Origin of the sequence: Shimia sp. R11_0, assembly GCF_017744035.1 — a bacterium.
Taxonomy (GTDB): domain Bacteria; phylum Pseudomonadota; class Alphaproteobacteria; order Rhodobacterales; family Rhodobacteraceae; genus Shimia; species Shimia marina.
Genome location: NZ_JAGHQY010000001.1, coordinates 530631 through 551174 on the forward strand (window position 1 = coordinate 530631; position 20544 = coordinate 551174).

The 20544-nt window shown below is 59.2% G+C and carries 16 protein-coding genes; 5 read left to right on the forward strand and 11 right to left on the reverse strand.

Going from position 1 to position 20544, the window contains the following annotated elements:
• Window positions 1-11: 11 nt before the first annotated feature.
• The 9 genes from J7382_RS02415 to J7382_RS02455 all read right to left on the reverse strand — a co-directional run bounded on the left by J7382_RS02415 (window position 12) and on the right by J7382_RS02455 (window position 9772).
• A complete protein-coding gene (locus J7382_RS02415) occupies window positions 12-1547 on the reverse strand; it encodes an FGGY family carbohydrate kinase (protein WP_209066853.1) in 1536 nt (511 codons plus the stop codon).
• Between the two features lie 80 nt (window positions 1548-1627).
• Window positions 1628-2764, reverse strand: coding sequence for a glycosyltransferase family 4 protein (locus tag J7382_RS02420; protein WP_209066855.1), 1137 nt, complete (start codon window positions 2762-2764; stop codon window positions 1628-1630).
• On the reverse strand, window positions 2761-3906 hold the full coding sequence (locus tag J7382_RS02425) for an LptF/LptG family permease (protein ID WP_209066857.1): 1146 nt from the start codon (window positions 3904-3906) through the stop codon (window positions 2761-2763). The genes J7382_RS02420 and J7382_RS02425 overlap by 4 nt, the downstream gene beginning before the upstream one ends.
• Window positions 3903-5039, reverse strand: a complete 1137-nt coding sequence (locus J7382_RS02430; RefSeq protein WP_209066859.1) for an LptF/LptG family permease — start codon at window positions 5037-5039, stop codon at window positions 3903-3905. The genes J7382_RS02425 and J7382_RS02430 overlap by 4 nt, the downstream gene beginning before the upstream one ends.
• 40 nt (window positions 5040-5079) lie before the next feature.
• Complete coding sequence (locus tag J7382_RS02435; protein WP_209066861.1) at window positions 5080-5946, reverse strand: phosphatidate cytidylyltransferase; 867 nt, start codon at window positions 5944-5946, stop codon at window positions 5080-5082.
• Window positions 5947-5954: 8 nt separating this feature from the next.
• The gene (locus tag J7382_RS02440) at window positions 5955-6752 is read right to left on the reverse strand and encodes an SDR family NAD(P)-dependent oxidoreductase (protein WP_209066864.1); all 798 of its coding nucleotides are present in this window, start codon (window positions 6750-6752) and stop codon (window positions 5955-5957) included.
• A 4-nt stretch (window positions 6753-6756) separates the two neighbouring features.
• Window positions 6757-7866, reverse strand: coding sequence for an inositol-3-phosphate synthase (locus tag J7382_RS02445; RefSeq protein WP_209066866.1), 1110 nt, complete (start codon window positions 7864-7866; stop codon window positions 6757-6759).
• The gene (locus J7382_RS02450) at window positions 7863-8540 is read right to left on the reverse strand and encodes a DUF4833 domain-containing protein (RefSeq protein ID WP_209066868.1); all 678 of its coding nucleotides are present in this window, start codon (window positions 8538-8540) and stop codon (window positions 7863-7865) included. The genes J7382_RS02445 and J7382_RS02450 overlap by 4 nt, the downstream gene beginning before the upstream one ends.
• A gap of 5 nt (window positions 8541-8545) precedes the next feature.
• A complete protein-coding gene (locus J7382_RS02455) occupies window positions 8546-9772 on the reverse strand; it encodes an aminotransferase class I/II-fold pyridoxal phosphate-dependent enzyme (protein ID WP_209066869.1) in 1227 nt (408 codons plus the stop codon).
• Window positions 9773-10087: 315 nt separating this feature from the next.
• Between J7382_RS02455 and J7382_RS02460 the strand changes: the two genes are divergently transcribed.
• From J7382_RS02460 to J7382_RS02475, 4 genes are read left to right on the forward strand one after another with little or no spacing between them, the layout of a single operon-like run.
• Window positions 10088-11866, forward strand: coding sequence for an ABC transporter ATP-binding protein (locus tag J7382_RS02460; RefSeq protein WP_209066870.1), 1779 nt, complete (start codon window positions 10088-10090; stop codon window positions 11864-11866).
• Window positions 11859-13763, forward strand: a complete 1905-nt coding sequence (locus J7382_RS02465) for an ABC transporter substrate-binding protein (RefSeq protein ID WP_209066871.1) — start codon at window positions 11859-11861, stop codon at window positions 13761-13763. The genes J7382_RS02460 and J7382_RS02465 overlap by 8 nt, the downstream gene beginning before the upstream one ends.
• Before the next feature lie 9 nt (window positions 13764-13772).
• Complete coding sequence (locus J7382_RS02470; protein ID WP_058238580.1) at window positions 13773-14801, forward strand: ABC transporter permease; 1029 nt, start codon at window positions 13773-13775, stop codon at window positions 14799-14801.
• Window positions 14798-15949 (forward strand): ABC transporter permease, encoded by a 1152-nt coding sequence (locus J7382_RS02475; protein WP_209066872.1) that lies wholly within the window; start codon window positions 14798-14800, stop codon window positions 15947-15949. Before J7382_RS02470 ends, J7382_RS02475 begins: the two co-directional genes overlap by 4 nt.
• A 5-nt stretch (window positions 15950-15954) precedes the next feature.
• On the opposite strand, the gene J7382_RS02480 is transcribed toward J7382_RS02475, so the two are convergent.
• Together J7382_RS02480 and J7382_RS02485 are read right to left on the reverse strand one after the other, a co-directional pair.
• Window positions 15955-16485, reverse strand: coding sequence for a J domain-containing protein (locus J7382_RS02480; RefSeq protein ID WP_209066873.1), 531 nt, complete (start codon window positions 16483-16485; stop codon window positions 15955-15957).
• 233 nt (window positions 16486-16718) lie between these two features.
• Window positions 16719-19085: a mechanosensitive ion channel domain-containing protein gene (locus J7382_RS02485; protein WP_209066875.1), complete on the reverse strand. Its 2367-nt coding sequence runs from the start codon at window positions 19083-19085 to the stop codon at window positions 16719-16721.
• Between the two features lie 179 nt (window positions 19086-19264).
• On the opposite strand from J7382_RS02485, the gene J7382_RS02490 reads away from it, so the two are divergent.
• Entirely contained in the window at window positions 19265-20542 is a 1278-nt protein-coding gene (locus J7382_RS02490) for a nucleotide sugar dehydrogenase (protein WP_209066877.1), read from the forward strand.
• Window positions 20543-20544: the final 2 nt, after the last annotated feature.

The window sequence follows — 20544 nt, forward strand, 5'->3', positions numbered from 1 at the left end:
GGCGGTCTCCTTCAGGTGTAGCTGCGGATGGTGTGGCGGCGGATTTTGTTGAGGCTGTGCGCGCGGTGTGTGAGCGCGTCGCTGCGATCAGGATCAGGTGTGTAGGTGGCAGAGCTGCGGGTTTTGAGGCGGGCGGCGGCCTCTGTGACGCTGTCGGCCCAGCCCATGAGTGGGGCGGCGAGGGTGGCTGTGCCCAGCATGCCTGCATGGCGGGCGGCGCAGACGCGCACGTTGCGTCCCAGTGCATCTGAGAGGGTTTGGGCAAAAGCAGGGTTGGCGGCCAGACCGCCGGTGATGGAGAGCGTCCCGGAAGTCTGCGCGCCTCTCTCACGCGCCACTTTGGACATGGCCCACCGCAGATTGAGCGCGACGCCTTCGATGGCGGCGCGGCGCAGGGCGGCGGCGTCGTGATGCAGGCTGAGGCCATGAAAAGTGCCCCGCAGGCGGTCATTGTCCACCGGCACGCGTTCGCCGGCGAGCCAGGGTAGAAACAGCGGATCATCTGGCTGTGGTGTGCCGATATCAGCATAGGGCGTGCCGCCGCCGCCGGTGATCGCGGCCACCCAATCCAGTGCGGATCCTGCGTTTTCCTGACTGGCGATCAGGAGCGGGCGGAAGTTGAGGCCAGAGGTGACCGTGGCATAGGAATGCGCGACGCTGAGGCGGCGGTTTGGAAAGAAACCTGCGATCCATGCGGAGGTGGCGACAGAAACATGCAGCGCCCCATCGGCCACTTCACCGGAGCCAAGTGTGGAGGCCATGGCATCTGATGTGCCTGCCAGCACCTGAACATTGGCGCGCAGGCCAAGATCTGTGGCGGCTTGCGGCGTGAGCGGGCCCACAACCGTGTCGGCCTGTGTGATCGGGGCCAGTTTGCGCGGATCGATGCCGGTGAGGGCGCAGAGTGTTTCAGACCAGCCCTCGCGGCCAAGGCGCGTGTCCATCACCCATGTGAGATTGGCGCTTTCGGGGCAGGTGGTCATCGTGCCGGTGGCGCGATGCACCAGCCAGTCTTTGACATCCACCATCCAGCGGGTCTTGGCGTAGATGTCTGGCTCCTGTTGCATGAACCAGAGCATTTTGGCGGTTGGGTCCATGCCGTTTTTGGCAGGCGCCCCATTGGCGATGCGCAGCCAGCGGGCCAGACGCGGCGCATTATAGCCATGGATCTCGGGAAAGCCGCCCACAAGCTTTTTGCCCAAAGGGGCCGCGCGTTTGTCCAGCCATGTCAGGCAGGGGCGCAGCGGTGTGCCATCTTCGTCACAGCACACCAGCCCGAGCAGTTGGGAAGAAAACACCAATGCGGCCGCGCGGGATTTCAGATCAGGAAGCTCCTGATGCAGCGCGTGCAGCGCCTGTGCCAGCGCCTCCCACCAGTCTGTCGGGTTTTGTTCGGCGATGCCGCCGGGGGCGAGATTGAGGGGATAGGCGATGGTGACGCGTGCCAGAATGGTCAGGGAACTGTCCACAACGCCGACTTTCACGCCGGAGGTGCCGAAGTCGGCAGAGATGACAAGATCGCCTTCAATCAATGGCTTTATGCCCAAGTCTGGTCTTAAAAAATATGCAAATGAATGCTCTGAAGGTCTGGCATGTGGTCTGTGCTTTGGCAAGAGCTGTGCTGCGATCAGCCATGCAAGAGGGCCTCCTGCAAAAGGGTTTCATAGGCCGGGCCAACGGCGGTGACGTCAAAACGGGCAGCATGGGATCTGGCCCAGTCGCGGGCCGCGTTGTAGCGCGCCGGGGATGCGGCGAGGTGCAGCAGTGTCTCGGACAGAGCGGCGGCATCGCCCGGCGGGCAGAGCAGGGAGTTGCCCGCCTCGGTGAGAACGGTTGCGAAGCCATCGTTGGCGGCGGCAACGGGCACCGCGCCCGCCGCCATGGCTTCAATCAGCACAAGGCCGAAGCTTTCCCCATGTAATGCGGGGGCGACAAAGGCGTGCGCCCCTGCGATGAGGCTTTTGGCGGCGGCGTGGCTGGGGGGGACTTGGAAGGTGACATTTGCCAGCGCCAGATCCTGCGCTTGTGCGCGCAGGGCTGCCTCTTCTTCGCCGGTGCCTGCGATGATCAGCTGCGCCTGAGGCAGGGCCTGCTGAACCCTATGCCATGCCGTGAGCAATACAGAGACGCCTTTGCGCGCCTCAAGCCGCCCCATGTAGACAGCGCGAAAGTTGGCGGGCTTGCTGATTTCATCGGCGGCTGCGCGCCATGGCGCAAGGTCAATTGTCGGGGGCAGGATCACAGGTAGCGGGTCTGCCCCTGCGGTCTTCCATTGCATGAAGGGCGCTTCGGAGGGGACAACAATGCGATGCAGGTGACGGTTGAAGTGATGCCCGACGCGGCGCAGGGCGGCGGCGAGGGGATCAAATCCGCTGCCTGTTGGCAGGGTGGCATGGAATGTGGCGATGGCGGGCAGTTTGAGCGCGCGCCAGATCTGCCATGGCATCAGCGGCGTCCAGGGCGTGTGCAAATGCACCACCTCTGCGCCCCAGTCTCGCAGGGCTGTCACCGTTGCGCGCCGGATGCGCGTTTTGGCGTGGCTGATTTCAAACTGCGTGCCATGGATGGAGAATGGTCGCGCGGTGCCCACTGTCATCACGCCGGGCTCAACTGTGCGCATCTCACCGGGGAGGTCTGTACTGGGCGGGGCGATGATTTTGACTTCGTGGCCCTGTTGGCGCAGCCATGCAGACAGGTCGCGGATATTGCTTTGCACCCCGCCGGGGCGGTCCATGGCGTAGGGCGTGATTTGCACGATTTTCATGGATGCCTCTTGTGCAAGATGGGAAGGATGTCGCGCAGTTTGCCCGCATGGTGGAGCTGTATGAGCGTGGCCACGGCGAGCGCAAAGAAGGCTGGCAAGGTGGCGGCGGCAGCCGGGGGCAAGACGGCATGGATGCCCAGAGCCCAGAAGGTTTTTACGGAGACAACGCAGAGATAGGCCACAGCGGCCAAGGCCAGCAGGCGAAATGGAGAGAGGCGGCGGGGGCCTGTGGCGAGGCTGGCGAGGCTGATACCCAGAAGCAGAAAGATGCCCGGCAAGACGGGCGCGGCACGGCGCACGGCCACGGCTGTTGCCGCATCCGAGGCATTGGGGGCATGGGGCAGCGTGGCGATGTGTCGGGCCACGGCGGTGGGCATGTAATAGGCATCAATGCCAAACCAGCGCAGGCGCATGGCATCAAAGGGCAGGGGTGTTGTGAGTGTTGCAAGCTGTTCTGTGGGACGATTGCTGTTGAGATGCCAGAGGGTGGCATTGGTGAAGGTCCAGAGGCCGGGGCGTGGGCCGGGGTGTAGGCTTTCGGCATGGAGCAGATGGGTCAGCTCTGGAGTATCGACGCCGCCAAAGAGCCTCACATTGGTGAGATGCATGTCTGGGCCGCGGATGAGCGTGCCGTGCAGGGCGATGTGCTCCTGCACCAGCCATTGTGTGCCGGTGTCTGTGTTGTGATAGCGCTGCCCGTAGTCGCCGAGATTTTCCTGCACCTGCGCCGCCACGGCAATGGGTCGCAGCCATGCTTCGCCGGCCCATTGTATGGTGCCGAGCAACAGCCCCGACAGCAAGATGGCGACCAAGCGCAGCGAGGGGCCTGCGCCAACAGCGGAAAGCACTACATCCTCCAGACGTTGATGGCGCAGCAAGGCGGCGACGAAACCGCCCGCCACACAGGCCATGGTCAGCAGGCGGGTGACAATGTCGATGCTGCGGTAGGCAACATAGGTGAGAAGCGTTTTTGCGAAGGGTGTTTGGGTGGTGTCTGCGCGGGCTTGCACAGAGGGCAGCCATTTGGCCAGATCAATGGTGAGCGCCACCACCAGCAGCGTGAACATCAGGAAGGCGATCACGGAAAGATCCATGCGCATCATCGCGCGCACGGCGAGGCCCGTGTGGCTGCGCCAGATCATGTGCGGGACCTGTCTGGTGTCATTAGCGCCTCGCCGCGCAGGCCGAGCACCAGCAGAGGTGGGCCGAGATAGAGCACAGAGGCCAGTGCAATCAGCAGCGGTGCGGATAGGCTTGCGGAGAGCGGTGTAATGGCGGCACGGCTTGCCACATCAACGCAGAGCATCAGGAGCGCGGCCAGCGGCAGGGAGATCATGCGCAGTACCCCGCGGGGCGCGACCACAAGGGCGGCGAGTGCAAGCAGCCCGGCCATGGGCACCATAAGAGCCCGTGTGATCAGGCGGGTGAGGCGCGCGGGCTCATCCCCTGTGAGATTAAGCAGGCGCTCTGCGGCGCTGCGTCTGGTATCCGCAGGTGGAAGGGCATCAGACATGGAGAAGGCAAAGCTCGCGGTCTCTGTGGTGAAGCGGTTGAGCGTTGGCGCGGGCTCTGTTGGGGTGGGATCATGACCGGTGATCACGGTGAGGTTTTTTACGGAAATCTTATGGGTGTCTGAGGGCGGCTGCGCGGTGATCTGCCAGTGCTGAGACTGGGCAATGCGCCAATTCCCCGGCGTTTCTTGCGGCTGAAACACCAGCAATTGGCCCCCCGCCTGCGCTGCGGGATCCTGCGCTGGCAGGGCGACAAAAGTGGTGTCATTGAGGGTTTGAACGGCGGTTTGCGTGGTGCCGTTTTGCATGCGGGACAGAAGGTGATTTTTCTGCAGCTCAGCAAGGGCAAGGCGCTCGCCGTAGCGTGCCATGGGGTGCAGAAGTCCGGCGTTCAGGAAGCTGATCACGCCGCCCAAGGTGCCGATCAGCAGGACGGCGGCAATCACCCGTGTCCATGCAACGCCTGCGGTGGCAAGGATGATCAGCTCACCGCGATTGCGGGCGTCTTGCGTGGCAAAATAGGTGGCGATCAGCAGGCTGAGAGCCAGCGCCAGATCAAGAATTTCGGGCAGTTTGAAGCTCAGCAGGTGCAGCACATCAAGCGCGCGGCCTTGTGTGCGCAGCGCATGTTCCATCAGGGTGGTGAAGCTTTCGGCCAGAAAAATCGCCTCAATCACCGCCAGCAGAAGCAGGAGCCTCAAAAACAAGGGCTTGCCCAGCACACGCAGCACTGGAAGGCGGGGAAAGAGGGGCGCGGCCTTCATGGGGTCAGTGTCACTGCGGGAGGGCTTTGTGGCAAGTCTGTCACCAGAGATAGATCAGCAGGTTGAGCGCGGTGAGCCCGCCGCCTGCGGCGATCCAGCTGTCCAGACTGTCCAGCAACCCGCCCTGACGCGGTAGGAATTTGGGATAGTCTTTGACCCCGGCAAGGCGTTTGTGGCGGGAGGCGGCAAGATCGCCGGCGACGGCGAGGCCCCCTGTCAACAGCGCGGTGGGTGCGGTGAGTGCGAGGGGAAACTCCCACATAACAGCCGCAGCACAGGCGGCGATCAAAAGAGCTGCGGCCCCGCCGATCAGGCCTTCGACGGTTTTATTTGGGCTGACACCTGGAAAAGCCTTGGTACGACCCAGAAGGCTGCCAAAAAACAGCGCGAAACTGTCAAAGATCTCGACCATGACATAGGTTGCGAGCATCAATGCAGTGAGGTTGGGCGACACGGCGCCATGGGCCAGAATTGCGAAGGGCAGGACCGGGAACAGCAGAATGTTGGTGATGCGGTACTTGTGCACTGTGATGGCGCAGGCTTTGCAGGCGAAGAGGCCAAACCACAGCGCCGCGCAGGCCAGCGCGACAGGCACATAGAGCGCGCTTGCGACAGTGAGTACGGTGGCGGCTGTTACGCAGAGGATGACGTAGCGGTCCTGTGAAAAGCGCAGAGTTGCCACCTCATAGCTGATCCGGGCGGCGGCGAGGGCTCCGGCCGCAATGAGCACCTGCGGCCCCATCATAAAGAGCCCACAGAGACACAACATGATCAGAGTGGCGCTGAGCAGGGTGCCCATTAAGGCGAGGCTCTTGCTGCGCAGCGCGGGCCAGAGCGTCATCACCGCCAAAAGGGCAAAGCCCGCGCCGATGATGCTGCTGGCGACCAGCGCGATTTTGTGAATCATGAGCGGGGTCATGATGCGCTATGCCGCGCGATGATGTGCTTTTGATACAGCCTTAGGAGCGGCGCAAGCAGGCTGCCAAACCGGTAGAGCAGCGTCATTTGCAGCCCCGGTGTCACCACAGGGTGTCCGGCCTGCATGCCATGGATCAGTTTCTTCGCGATCTCTGAGGGCTGTGCGAGCCCGCCGCCAGCGGTGATTTTCTGTGTCGCCAACGGTTTGGTGCGCAGCTCTTCGGCCAGTTGGGGGGTGTCGGTGTCAGGCGGATAGATCAATGTCACCGAGATGTTTTTGGGGGCCAGTTCCAGATGCAGGATCTCTGACAGGCCGCGCAGCGCGAACTTGGAGGGGGCATAGGCGCTGTAGCCATAGATCCCAAAGAAGGCCGCACCTGAGGCGATCAATCCAATTTTTCCACCCCCTGCGGCGGCCATTGGACCGGACAGGATGTCGGTCAGCGTAAGTGCGCCAAGGTAGTTCACCGCCATGTGGCGTGCATGCAGCTCATAGCTTTGTTCGGTAAAAAGGCCCGGCGTGGCCATGCCGGCGCTTGCAACGGCCATCTCTGGGGGCCCCAGTTTTGCCATAGCATCTGTGAGTGCGGCCACGAAGCCATCGCGGTTGGCGACATCCACGGCATAGGTCTCCACTTGAATGTCAGGCGCATCGGCCAGAATGGCGGCGCGGGCCTCAAGCAGTCTGGCCGCATCCCGGGCAAAGAGCGCAAGGTCGTGGCCTTTAACGGCCAGCGCATGCGCTGTGGCGAAACCAATGCCACTGGAGCCGCCGGAAACAAAAGCCGCGCGCATAGGATCAGTCGCCTTGTTGGACAAATTTCAGCACAACATCATGGGCATCGGTATCTTCGATTTGCTCAGGGGGATGTTTGAACAGAAAGGCGCTGGCCTCTGCGATGGGGCCTGCCAATCCACGATCCCGGGCGATGCGGGCCAGCCGGATGGCCACCAGCGCTTCGGCGGCGGCATTGGGGCTATCCTCGACATCCAGCCGCACTTCGATATTGGTGCGCGCGCCCCCAAACAGGCGGCCTTCGAGCCGCACATAGGCCACTTTGCGGTCATTGAGCCATGGCACATAGTCGGAGGGGCCAATGCGGATATCATTGTCGTGCAGGCGCTGTTCCATGGCGGCCTGCACGGCCTCGGTTTTGCTTTCCCGTTTGTTGGAGAGGCGGGCGTTTTCGCTCATGTTGAGGAAATCCGTGTTGCCGCCGACATTGAGCTGATAGGTGCGGTCAATCTCAACCCCGCGCATTTCTGCCAGATTGGCAAGCGTGCGGTGCAGGATTGTGGCCCCCATCTGTGCTTTGAAATCATCGCCAAGAATGGGCAGGCCTGCGGCGCGGAATTTATCAGCCCAGACGGGATGGGAGGCAATGAAGACCGGAATGCCATTGACCACGGCCACCCCCGCCTCCAGCGCGCAGTCCACATAAAATTCGACGGCTTTCTGGGATCCTACGGGCAGGAAGATGATCATCACCTCAGCGCGCAGGTCTTGCAGTTGGCTGACGATCTCAGCCTTGGAAAGCGCAGGGGCCTCAGACAGGCGGAAGCTGCGGTCCGCGGGGTTGGCTAGCATGTGGCTTGCAACGCCATCCAGATCGGGGCCGCGCAGTACAGGCCCAGTGTGTTCGGCCACATCGGTATGAAACTGTTCTGTGCAATTGGGCGGCGCAAAGGCCGCCTCACCCAGTGTCTTGCCAACTTTGCGGCTGTCGACGTCAAAGCCAGCCACCAGATCGACATCAGCAGGGGTATAGCCACCCAAATCAGGGAAGCTGACGCCGATGGCTTTGTCTCCTAGGGCGCGACAGTAGGAGACGCCTTGAATGAGAGAGCTGGCGCAGTTGCCAACACCGACGATGACGGTGCGGATGGGTGTGGGGGACAATTGGGTCATTGTGAATAAGTTCCGCCGGAAACGGCAATGTTATGCGTTACATAAAGTCCGGTCTGTGGGTCGCGCGTGTAAAGGCGCAGCCCGGTGACCTTGGGCAGGAGGCCGCTGTCATCGACATCCAGATAGGCGTAAATCAATTGGTAGTCTTGGTTGTTTTGGCGTGTGAACAAGGCCGCAGAAAAAGGGCCGGTCTGGCGCAGTTCGAGCCGATGTTCCTTGAGGGCATTGAAGGTGACAAAACGTTGATTTTGAGACGTCTGTGTCAGGCGCACACCAAAGCCAAAGAGGCGTTCATACCAGCGCAGTGGCATAATGGCGCCTGCATCTGCGAAGCGCCGCCAGTAGACTGCGATGGGGGCGGTGGCATCCAGATCTCCGTTGGCGTCAAAACGTGCGGTATACACCACGGTGTTGGCATTCAATGTGCGCTGCAGGAAGAACAGCTGTCCTGGCTCTTCGGGATGAGGAAACCCTGCGTTTGCCGTGGGTAGTTGCGCTGTGTTTTGTGTCGAAAGAATGCTGAGTTTTGGCTTTGCCTGTGCATTTGGCAGGAAGGCAAACACCCCCAGTGTCATCAAGAGCAGGGCACGAAACCCTTCCCAGAAACGCGATGCGTTCTGGCTTGCGCGGGCGGGATGACTTTCCCAAAGTGTTTCGCAAGTCTGATCGTGCATGGGATTTATTCCGCGCTCATCCGTCTGCGCAGAGCGGTTGCGGCCTGCGCGGCTTTCTCTACCGCTGCAATCACCCGATCAAGGTCTTCGGGGCTATGGGCGGCTGAGATAAAGAAGCGGATGCGCGGCATGTCTTTCGGCACGCCAACATGCACAACTGGCGGCGCATAGATGCCTTGTGCCATCAGAGCTTCGGCGACAAAGACGCAGTCTTCTGGTGTCTCAAACAGGATAGGCACCACGGCTTCACCGATGGCGGTGCCGGTGTCCAGCCCAGCTTCGGCGGCCCTTTTGAGAAAATACTGAGAGTTGCGGCGCAGGGTTGTCACCCGATCAGGCTCACTGCGCAAGAGACGCAGGGCCGCATGGGCGCTGGCCACTGTCGATGGCCCCAACCCGACGGAGTAGACAAAACCGGGCAGGCAGAATCGCATCCACTCGATGACATCGGCATTTGCGGCAATGAAACCACCGGAGGAGGCGAAGCTTTTGGAGAGCGTGCCAATGGCCACTTCAACGCGGTTTGGGTCTTCGCCAAAATGCTCGCAGAGACCGCGCCCCGTGGTGCCAAGCACACCGTAGGAGTGGGCCTCATCCAGCAGGAGCCATGCATCGTAGGCATCTTTCATGTCCAGCAGGCGCGGCAGATCTGTGATGTCGCCGTCCATAGAGAAAAGTGCGTCGGTACAGATCAGGACGCGGCCATATTCGGCCCGATGTTCGCGCAGCAGACGTTCCAGATCGTCCAGATCATTGTGGGCAAAGGTCTCAACATGCGCTTTGCAGCTGCGCGCACCGACCATGATGGAGTTGTGGGACAACTCATCCACCAGCACCAGATCGCGCGGCCCGCACAGGAGGCCAATGACGGAGACATTGGTGAGATAGCCCGAGATGATGGACAATACACCGCCCACACCCAGGAAATCTGCCAGATCTTCTTCGAGCGCGCGATGGGCCAGCCGTTCACCGCCAACAAGACGGGAGGCCCCGACCCCTGTGCCCTGTGCTTCAATGGCTGCTTTGGCTGCGCCTGTTGTGGCGGGATGGTGCATCAGGCCGAGATAATCATAGTGAGACATGGACAGATAGCCCTGTGGCCATTGGTCTGCCTGTGCCTGAAGCCCATCGGTGGGCACAAAATACGGGTGGCCATTCTCGATCAGGGCGCGCCCGCTGAGGCGAAAGCGACGGTCCGCAAATGCAAGGAAACTCTGGTTAACTGTCTTCATAAAAGTCTCCGCAGCGGTGGGCTGCGCCAAAGGGCAAAAAATCAAAAACGAACCAAACAAACGGCAGATAAAAAAGACTGCGGCTCAAAAGTTAATATGACGGCTTAGTCGCATCCGGTCCAGAACAATGCAAGTCGGGAGTGCATGGCCTTGCAGTGACCCGCCGTTTGAAGCGGGCAGTGATCGGCAATTGTGCACTTCGTGAACAGTGCAGAGAGCCTAGATGCTTGCGAGAGCTGAAATAATCATGTTCAGTTGACAAAAAGCCGCTCTGCCGCGAGGTGGGACGAAAAGAGCGTGGCGAGGGACATCGGTGTGACGGCACTTTTGACTGTGGAGAATCTGACGATCGGGTTCGGCAATGCCGCGCCTGTGGTGGACGATGTCAGCTTTTCGGTTGCCCCGGGTAAGACCCTGGCATTGGTGGGCGAAAGCGGATCGGGCAAGACACTGAGTTGTCGGTCTGCGCTGCGTATTCTACCGGGATCGGCGCAGGTCCGGTCTGGCAAAATCACCTTGGCTGGGCCTGATGGGGCTGCGGGTGTCGATCTGCTTGGGCTTGGTGAGCGAAAGATGCGGGCCATTCGAGGCGGGCGAATTTCGATGATCTTCCAAGAGCCTATGCGCTCTTTGTCTCCGCTACACCGGATCGGGAACCAAGTGTCGGAAGCGCTTAAACTGCATCACAATTTTGATGCCAAAGAGCGCAAGCGTCGTGTGTTGGCGATGTTTGAACGTGTGGGGTTTCCAGATCCTGTGCGGGTCTATGAGAGCTATCCGTTTGAGCTCTCGGGTGGGATGCGACAGCGGGCCATGATCGCAATGGCGATGGTGGTCCGGCCGGATCTTTTGATCGCCGATGAGCCAACAACGGCACTGGATGTGACCACGCAGGCGCAGGTGCTGGGACTTATCAAGGATTTGCAGGCTGAATACGGCATGGCGGTGATCCTTGTGACCCATGATCTGGGTGTGGTCGCCAATATGGCGGATGACGTTGTTGTGATGAATCGGGGCCGTGTGATGGAGGCGGGACCAGCGGAGCTGATCCTGCGTGATCCGCATCACCCGTATACCAAAGACCTGATGGCGGCGGCGCCTGAAATTCCGGCCACGCCTGCGAGCCGTCTCAAGGAAGAAGAGCGCGACTATATTCTGGAGATGCGCTCGGTCAATAAAACCTATGTGCTCAAAGGCGCTTCGGCTTGGAAACCCAAGACGGTGGTGAAAGCGGTGCGCGGCATCGACTTTGGCGTGGAGCGCGGCAAGACGCTCGCGGTTGTTGGGGAATCCGGTTCAGGGAAAACCACCTGTGCGCGGATGGCGCTGGGCGCAGAACATGCGGACCCTGGAGCTTCCATCCTGTTTCGTGCCGAACCGGGCGCGGAGGCGGTGAACCTGCAGGATCTGGACCGGGCGGAACGACTGGCCTTTCAGCGCAAGGCACAGATGGTGTTTCAGGACCCCTACAGCACGCTTAATCCGCGGATGCGGGTGAAAGATGCGCTTTGTGAACCGCTGGATATTCATGGCATTGGCACGGCGTCGGAACGGATGGATCGAGCGGTGGAAATCCTGAAGTGGGTTGGGCTCAGTGAGAACATGCTTACCCGGTATCCACATGCGTTCTCGGGTGGTCAGCGGCAGCGTCTGTCCATTGCGCGGGCTTTGATGCTTGGCCCGACGTTTCTGGTTTGTGATGAGCCGACATCTGCGCTGGATGTGTCGGTGCAGGAACAGGTGTTGCAACTGCTGGAAGACATTCGGGATCGACTGAACTTGAGCTATCTGTTCATCAGCCATGATCTGGCCGTGGTGGCGCGGATCGCCGATGAGGTGGCTGTCATGCGCGCCGGTCTTGTGGTGGAGCAAGGCCCGCCGGAACAGTTGTTTTACAATCCGCAGCATCCTTACACCAAAGCGTTGATTGCTGCGCAGCCGGAGCCGGACATCGCCCGCCCGATCAATCTCAACATTGTGGCGCAGGGGGCGGGTGATCCCTCCACTTGGCCAGACGCCTTTCGGTTTGACGGCACGGATGCGCCTCCTCTGACCGAAACGGACCCCGGACATAAGGTACGCTATCATGCTTAAGACACAGGTTGTTGCGTTTGCATTTGCCGCCCTTGGGACCTTTGGCTTCACTGCCGCGCTGGCGACGGAGTATCCGGAGAGCGCATTTTGGCAGGAAGAGGTGAACGCAGGTAATTTACCGCCTGTTGCAGAGCGTGTCCCTACCGTGCCCAAGGTTGTCGATCTCACGCTGCGCAATCGGGAAGTGGGGCAACAGGGCGGAACTTTGCGCACCATGGTGACCCGATCCAAGGATGTGCGCCAGATGGTGGTCTATGGCTACGCGCGTCTGATTGGCTATAACGAGCGCTATGAGCTGGTGCCGGATATTCTCGAGGCGTTTGAAAACGAAGACGACAAGAAGTTCACCATGCATTTGCGCCCTGGCCATAAGTGGTCTGACGGGCATCCGTTTACCTCTGAGGATTTCCGTTATTGGTGGGAAGATGTGGCCAATAATGAGCTGCTGTCGCCCTCTGGCCCGGTAGATTTTCTGCGGGTGGAAGGGGAACTCCCCAAGGTAAGCTTCCCGGATGCGCAGACTGTCATCTATGAATGGTCCAAGCCCAATCCACAGTTCTTGCAGATGCTGGCAGAGGCGCGCCCGCCTTTCATCTACCGCCCAGCACATCAGTTGAAGCCCTATCATGCGGATTATACCGATGAAGAAACGCTGAGCGATCTGTTGTATGAGGCCCGTGTGCGCAGTTGGGCGGCGCTGCACAATCGTCTCGACAATATGTATAAATTCGACAATCCGGATCTGGCGACGTTGCAGCCATGGATGTTGGCAACCAAGGATGGCAAGAGCCGGTTCCTGTTTGTGCGCAACCCGTTTTATCATCGGGTGGACACCAATGGGGTGCAGCTTCCGTATATTGATGTGGTGGAAATGCAGGTTGTTGCGCCGGGTCTTGTGGCGGCCAAGGCCAATGCAGGAGAGGTTGATCTGCAGGCGCGGGGGCTGGATTTCAAGGATGCGGCGATCCTCAAGAAAGGCGAGGCCACTGGCAATTATGAGACCAAGCTCTGGGCCAATGGCACTGCCAGCCAGATCGCGATTTATCCCAACTTGAACTATCATGATGACATGTGGCGCGAGACGCTGCGCGATGTGCGGTTTCGCCGGGCGCTATCCTTGGCGATCAACCGTAAGATCATCAACAGAGGCCTGTATTTTGGTCTGGCCAAAGAAGGTGGCATGACGGTGCTGCCCATCAGCCCGTTCTACAAAGAAGAAAACCGCAAGGCCTGGGCCGTGCGTGACGTGGCGCAGGCCAATGCCCTGCTGGACGAGATGGGATTGGATCAGCGTGATAAGGATGGGTATCGATTGCTGCCGGACGGGCGGCCTGTCTGGGTGGTGGTGGAGACCGCTGGCGAACGTCAGGAAGTTGAGAATGCGCTTCAGATCATCATCGACAACTGGGCAGAACTGGGTGTGAAGCTGATCATGCGCCCGCTGGAGCGCGATATTCTGCGCAATCGGGTCTATTCCGGGGAAAGCATGATGTCGACGTGGTTTGGCTGGGACAATGGCTTGCCACAGACCTATACCTCACCAGGCTATCTGGCACCTTGGGATCAGGCGTTTCAATCCTGGCCCATGTGGGGGCAATATCATCAAACCCATGGGGAAGTGGGTGAAGCGCCTGATATGGACGCCGCTATTGAGTTAAACGATCTGGCACATGAATGGACACGCGCGTTTAGTGCGGTGGAGCGTGGCGCGATCTGGCAGAAGATGGTGGATATTCATGCCGACAATGTGTTTGCCATTGGGTTGCTCAATGGGGCGCCACAGCCGGTTGTGGTCTCCAATCGCTTGCGCAATGTGCCGGAAAAGGCGATCTGGGCCTGGTCGCCGGGGGCGCATTTCGGGGTGCATCGCCCTGATGAATTCTTTTTTGTGGAATAGGAGTGCCTCATGGCTCTGCTGCGCTTTGCGGTTTTCCGTTTCCTGACCATGCTGGCGACGCTTGTTGTGGTGTCGGTGCTGGTGTTTGTCATCATCACCCTGCCGCCGGGCGATTACCTGTCCAATCAGATCAATGAGTTGCGGGCGACAGGACAATCGGCGGGTATCGCCAAGGCCGAGTTCCTGCGCGCGGAATACTCGCTCGATCAGCCCTTGTGGAAGCAATATATGATCTGGGCGGGTTTTATGCCGGGGCCGCATGGGTTTGCCGGGCTGTTGCAGGGCGAATTCGGCTGGTCGTTTGAATACGACAAGCCGGTGGCGGACCTTGTGGGCGGCGCGCTTTGGATGACCGTGCTGGTCAATCTGGCGGCGGTATTGTTCATCTATGCGGTGGCGCTGCCGCTGGGGGTGTTGGCGGCGGCCAAATCAAAGACTTGGGTGGATTATACCTCGGCTTTCGTTGGCTATCTCGGGCTGGCGACGCCGAACTTTCTGCTGGCGCTGATCCTGTTTTACTATGGCAACCGCTATCTCAATCTACCGATTGGCGGCTTGATGGATCCGCAATATGAGGGTCAGCCGATGAGCTTTGACAAAATGAAGTCGGTGCTCATTCATCTGATTATCCCGACCTTTGTGATTGGCACCTCCGGTGCGGCGGCGATGATGCAGCGGCTCAGGGCGAATCTGTTGGATGAGTTGGGCAAGCCCTATGTTGAAACCGCCCGCGCCAAAGGGCTGAGTGAGCCACGGATGCTGTCCAAATATCCGCTGCGGGTGGCGTTTAACCCCTTTGTGGCTGACATTGGCACGCTGCTGCCCTCGCTGGTGTCGGGTTCTGTTCTGGTTTCGGTTGTTCTGGGGCTTCAGACCATTGGCCCACTGCTGCTATCGGCGCTGAAGTCGCAGGATTTGTTCCTGTCTGCCTTCGTGTTGATGTTTGTGGCGCTGTTGACGCTGATTGGCACGTTGATTTCGGATCTGCTGCTTGCGCTGCTTGATCCGCGCATTCGGTTTGGAGGGCGGGAGCGATGAGCATGCAACCGGATGGACGTTTTGTAGATCAGGCGCCCTATGATCCCGTGGCCGCCGCAGAGGCGCGCAGTGCAGAGCTGGATATGTCCAATGCGCGACTGCTGTGGCTGCGCTTCAAGCAGCACCGGCTGGGGCTGGTGAGTGCAATCTTCCTGCTGCTGGCCTATCTGTCGCTGCCTTTTGCGGGCTTTATCGCGCCCTATTCCCCCAATGAGCGGCTTGAAGATTATATCTATGCGCCGCCGCAGGCCGTGCATCTGTTTCATGAGGGCAAATTCATCGGGCCGCATGTCTATCCGACCACGGCGGAGATGGATCTGGAGAGCTTCAGCTGGAAATATGTGCCTGACTACGACAGCCCGGCGAAGCTGAACTTCTTCTGTGAGGGGGCAGAATATCGTCTTGCTGGGCTGTTTCCTTCGACCACGCATTTGTTCTGTGCGCCGGAGGGGACAACGCTGTTCCTCTTTGGTGCGGACCGTTTGGGGCGTGACGTGTTTTCGCGTATTTTCTATGGGGCGCAGCTTTCACTGACTGTGGGGCTTGTAGGGATCACCGTGTCTTTTGTGATCGGGATCATTCTGGGCTCAATTGCCGGGTATTTTGGCGGTTTCCTTGACTGGATCATCAACCGGGTGATCGAAGTGCTGCGCAGCCTGCCGGAGCTGCCATTGTGGTTGGCGCTGTCGGCGGCGGTGCCGTCTCATTGGGGACCGGTGTCGGTGTTTTTCATTATTTCCATCATCTTAGGCATTTTGGACTGGCCGGGATTGGCGCGGGCGGTGCGGTCCAAATTCCTGTCTCTGAGGGAAGAGGAATTTGTCAAAGCGGCAGAGATGATGGGGGCGAAGCCGAGCCGGGTGATCAAGAAGCATCTCTTGCCCAACTTCCTCAGCCACCTGATTGCCAGTGCGACGCTATCTATTCCGGCGATGATTTTGGGGGAGACGGCGCTTTCGTTCCTTGGTCTTGGTCTGCGGGCCCCGGCGGTCAGTTGGGGCGTGATGCTCAATGATGCGCAAAATTTGGCCTCGATTGAGATCTACCCCTGGACGGCGATTCCGATGTTGCCGATCGTGATTGTGGTGCTGGCCTTCAACTTCTTTGGCGATGGGCTGCGCGATGCGATGGACCCGAACCGAAGTTAAGGCGTTCAGCGACAGACCGAATATGTGGGGCGGCGCGCTGCGCTGCTGAGGTTCTCGCGGGTTTCTTCGAAACGTGCGCGCGCGGCGTTGACCAGTTCTTGGTCCCGCAGGCTCCATTTGGCGCTTTGCTCAGAATGCGTGCGGCGTGGGTGCGGGGCGGCCTCGCGCTTGGGAGCTTCCTGCGTGCGTTTGCGTTCTGTGGTGCGGGTGGTCTTGCGTTTTGCCGTGGTTTGAGGCTGGCTGTTGTAGGTACGGGCGGTGCGGCGGGCTCCACATGTCTCCTTTGTGGCCTGTGCAGCTTTACGGCGTTTGGGTTTGCGTGGTGGCTTCTGATCCTGTTGTGATCTGTGATGTGTGAGCGCGTCAAAAGCCGCGTTGATTTCGCCCATGCGGCGGCTGGCGTCTTCGGGATCTGTTTTGGCAAGGTCCGGGTGATAGCGGCGCACCAATTTGCGCCAGGCCGAGCGCATCTCTTTCTCAGATACGTCTGGGGTGACGTCCAGAAGGCGATATGCGCGTTCGATGTCCGGTGACATGCCAAAGTCCTCTTTGTACTGACCGTGTTTTCAATTCATTTGCCGATAATTTTATGTACCTTTTTTACCGTTTGTTCATAAGCGGTGATGGGGGGAATGGTTAACGGGCTCTGGCCCAAAAGCTCACACCGCCATGCTGCGTGCAGATCATCACTGCGCGGCGAGCAGGGCTCAAAATGAAAAGAGCCGAGGCGAAGGCGCCCCGGCTCTCTATGCTCTCGTGAGGGAGGTGGTCAGTCGCCGCTGCCACCTGCGGGCCCGCCCTCCATTGCGTCCTCATCAATGGCGGCTTCGACCGCACCGACAACGGCTTCGCGCTGTTTTGGGGTCAGCTCTTCGGCTTTCTCATCATCGGCGATGCGGACGGTGACTTCCCGGTGGGCAAATTTGATGCCTTCGCGCGCAAAGAGCTCTCGGATCTCCTGATAGACTTTCTTGCGCACGAGCCATTGATCGCCCGGTTTGGTCATGAATTTCACCCGGATGATCATGGCGCTGTCCTGCATTTCCACCACACCCTGCGATTTCAGGGGTTGGATGAAGTTGTGGCCAATGACCGGATCATCGAGCAGCTCAATCCCGAGTTTCTTCACCAGTTTGCGCACCCGTTCCACATCGGTGTCATAGGTCACGCGCAGTTTGAGTTTCATGATCACCCAATCGCGCGAATAGTTGGTGAGATACTGGATTTCGCCAAAAGGAATGGTGTGGAGCGGGCCGAGGTGGTGGCGCAGTTGAAAGGAGCGGACAGAGATTTTTTCCACCGTGCCTTTGACGGATCCGATGTCGATGTATTCGCCTTTGCGGAAGGCGTCATCAAACAGGAAGAAGGCCCCGGAGAAAATGTCGCGCACCAGAGATTGCGCCCCAAAACCCACCGCCAGACCAACAACACCGGCACCGGCAAACAGGGGGCTGACGTTGACGCCCAGTTCCATCAGCACAATCAGGACAATGGTGACCATGATCACCAGCAGAATGAAATTGCGGAACAGCGGGAGGAGCGTGGCCAAACGGCTTGCGCTGGCACCGCCGCCTTCGTCGCCGAGCTCGGCTTCGGCCTCCGGATCTCCAGATTCCTCGCGGATGCGGCGGTCAATCCAGATGCGGAAGGTGTGAAAACCGATATAGCCCATGAAGAGGATCACAACCACATCCAGCATGCGACCGCTGACCATGTCATCTGTCAGCATGTGGTCGAGATTGAAGATGTAAAGCGCGGCATAGAGGCCGGCGACCAGCGCCAGCACACCGGAGACACGGCGGGCCAGTTCCTCAAACGTGTTCATCTGACGGTGATCAATCAGATCTTCGAGCAGGCTCAGCTCCTGTTCCTGCTGTTCAGACAGCGTGCCCTCATCTTCGGCTTCTTCGCGCAGGGCGTCGGCCGCATCGTTCATTTCTTTGACGTTACGACTGCGTTCAAAATAGCGCTCAATGCCGTAGTTGATCGTTGCATAGACCACCAGAACCGCGGTCAGGATCACATAGGCCCCGGCGATTAGGGGGATCTCCGTGTCATTGCCCATGATCAGGTTCCAAGTCAGGCGCGCCCAACCAAACACGATGTAGACCAGAAATATCGGCGCCCAGAGGGTGCTGGCGAGGCGGGTTGCCAGGGGCACTTTTGTGCTGGGGCGGCCATTGCGCAGTGCGTTTGCGATCGCGGTGCGATTGGCAAAGACCATCGCGACATTGCCCAAGGCAAACAGCGAAGACATCAGGAAGGTCATCATCGCATAGACGTCATAGACCAGACCAAGCTCACTGAGCCATTCGCCAAAGATGATGGTGATGGCATCCACCATGCCAAGCCCGCAGACCCAGAGATGCAGTTTTTTTGCGTCTGGTGTGGAGAAGGCAGGGATGCGGTATTGCGGCAGATAAGGTGAGAGGATCATACGCCAAATCAGCGCGATGAGACGTGTGAGTGCGTAAGCCGCAAAAATAGATGCCACAGTAAAGCGTACGGCGGAATCGTCTGAAGGACCAAAAGTGATCAGCCCCAGAAAAGCGGCCACCGCCATGCTGACAAAGACACCAATCACACCGCCAATAAAGCGCACGAGCAGAAATGGGAGTTTTTGCGTGTAGCCTTGAGGCGCGTCTTTGATCAGCGGCACAACAAAGTGGCGCGCGATCCGTTTGCCGTAGATCTGACGCTCAAACAGGACGCCGATGGCCAGAAAGAACAATGTGATGAAAAGCTGCTTCACAAAGAAGAAGATCGTTTGATCCGGGCTTGAAGCGCGCAGAATGAAGAGCACCTCGTTCAGGGCCGCGGGGAAGTGTTCCAGACGATCCAGTAAAACGGCGTTGACCCCTTCCAGCTTCCACTGCAGGCGCATGACTGCGGTCATATTGGTGGTTTCGGAGATCGGGTCCGTCGCTGCCTCGCTTGTCTCCGTTGAGGCCATTGGGGTGCCGTTGCCATCCAGAATGATCACGGTCATGCCGGATTCTGCGGCCTTCTCCATAATCTGGGAGATGGAGGCATTCACATCGGGCGTGCTGGCGTCTGTGGCGCTGTCTTGGGCCTTTGCAAAAGATGCCGGCAAGAGCAGACAGACTGTCAGAATGGTCAGCAAAAATCGGATCATGTGTGTAGGTTCCCCTGTCGTGCTCATTTCGTCTTACAGGAAGTGCAGGGTTTTGCGAAAGGGAATACCTTGCCTGACAGGCGGTTTGCACAGCCTTGGGGGGTGACAAGCGCAGGTAAAACCGATAGCGCACAAGTAACTTTCAACGGTCGCCGCAAAACATTGGGGGCGCTTCTCACGTGAGCCAGTCGATACAGGAAAAAATCGCCGTTTTGGGGTTGGGCTATGTTGGTCTGCCGCTTGCTTTGGGTCTTGCGCGGGCGGGCTTTGCGGTTGTGGGGTTTGACACCAATCCCAAGATGATTGCACGTCTGCAAGCGGGTGAAGATCCCAACGGGGAAGTGTCTTCTGAAACCGTGGCCGCGAGTGCGATGGCTTTCAGTGGGAATGCATCGGATTTGGCGGGCTGTAGTGCCTATATTTTGAGTGTGCCAACGCCGATAACCGATGCAAAGGCTCCAGATTTGGGCCCGGTGCTGGGGGCTTGTGAAACCATCGCGCCCTATCTGACGCCGGGCGCTTTGGTGATTTTGGAAAGCACAGTTTATCCGGGTGTGACCGAAGAGGTCTGTGGCCCGGCGCTTGAGGCTGCGAGTGGGTTGACCGCTGGAGTGGACATCAAGCTGGCTTATTCGCCGGAACGTGTGAACCCGGGTGACGCGGAGCACACACTTGAAAATGTCGTCAAAGTGATTGCGGCGCAGGATGATGAGACGCTTGCGCGCGTTGATGCGATCTACCGTCCTGTGATCAAAGCGGGTCTGCACGCGGCGCGTTCGATCAAAACCGCAGAGGCGGCCAAAGTGATCGAGAACACCCAACGCGACCTTAACATCGCGCTTGTAAACGAGTTTTCGCTGATCTTTTCCCGCATGGGATTGGACACGCTTGAGGTGTTGGAGGCGGCGGGCACCAAGTGGAACTTCCTGCCGTTCAAGCCTGGTTTGGTGGGAGGGCACTGTATTGGTGTGGATCCTTATTACCTGACCTTTCGCGCGGAGCAGCTGGGATATCACCCAGAGGTGATTTTGGCAGGGCGCCGGATCAATGATCATATGGGGCGTCATGTGGCCCAGGAAATGATCAAGGGCATGTTGCGCAAAGGAACCAATCTGGCGGGCGCACGTGTGCTGGTGATGGGGTTGGCCTTTAAGGAAAACTGTGCGGATACACGCAACACCCGCGTCGCCGATATTGTGGACGAGTTGCAGAGCTACAGTGTGCAGGTTGATGTGTGGGACCCCTGGGTTGATGGGGAAGAGGTGCAGGCAGAATACGGGTTTACACCGATTGCAGCGCCTCAAAATGGGACATATGACGGTATCGTCGTGGCCGTGGCGCATCGCCAGTTTGTTGATATGGGCGGCGCTGCGATAAGAGCTCTCGGAAAGGCTGAGGCTTTGCTCTACGATATCAAAGGCGTGCTGCCCAGGTCCGACTCGGATTTGCGGCTTTAAGT

Excerpts from the sequence above, each read along its gene's own strand:
- J7382_RS02435 (WP_209066861.1), bottom strand. The coding sequence starts at position 5,946 with ATGATTCACAAAATCGCGCTGGTCGCCAGCAGCATCATCGGCGCGGGC.
- J7382_RS02445 (WP_209066866.1), bottom strand. The coding sequence starts at position 7,866 with ATGACCCAATTGTCCCCCACACCCATCCGCACCGTCATCGTCGGTGTT.
- J7382_RS02430 (WP_209066859.1), bottom strand. The coding sequence starts at position 5,039 with ATGAAGGCCGCGCCCCTCTTTCCCCGCCTTCCAGTGCTGCGTGTGCTG.
- J7382_RS02440 (WP_209066864.1), bottom strand. The coding sequence starts at position 6,752 with ATGCGCGCGGCTTTTGTTTCCGGCGGCTCCAGTGGCATTGGTTTCGCC.
- J7382_RS02420 (WP_209066855.1), bottom strand. The coding sequence starts at position 2,764 with ATGAAAATCGTGCAAATCACGCCCTACGCCATGGACCGCCCCGGCGGG.
- J7382_RS02480 (WP_209066873.1), bottom strand. The coding sequence starts at position 16,485 with ATGTCACCGGACATCGAACGCGCATATCGCCTTCTGGACGTCACCCCA.
- J7382_RS02465 (WP_209066871.1), top strand. The coding sequence starts at position 11,859 with ATGCTTAAGACACAGGTTGTTGCGTTTGCATTTGCCGCCCTTGGGACC.
- J7382_RS02450 (WP_209066868.1), bottom strand. The coding sequence starts at position 8,540 with ATGCACGATCAGACTTGCGAAACACTTTGGGAAAGTCATCCCGCCCGC.
- J7382_RS02425 (WP_209066857.1), bottom strand. The coding sequence starts at position 3,906 with ATGATCTGGCGCAGCCACACGGGCCTCGCCGTGCGCGCGATGATGCGC.
- J7382_RS02485 (WP_209066875.1), bottom strand. The coding sequence starts at position 19,085 with ATGATCCGATTTTTGCTGACCATTCTGACAGTCTGTCTGCTCTTGCCG.
- J7382_RS02470 (WP_058238580.1), top strand. The coding sequence starts at position 13,773 with ATGGCTCTGCTGCGCTTTGCGGTTTTCCGTTTCCTGACCATGCTGGCG.
- J7382_RS02475 (WP_209066872.1), top strand. The coding sequence starts at position 14,798 with ATGAGCATGCAACCGGATGGACGTTTTGTAGATCAGGCGCCCTATGAT.
- J7382_RS02455 (WP_209066869.1), bottom strand. The coding sequence starts at position 9,772 with ATGAAGACAGTTAACCAGAGTTTCCTTGCATTTGCGGACCGTCGCTTT.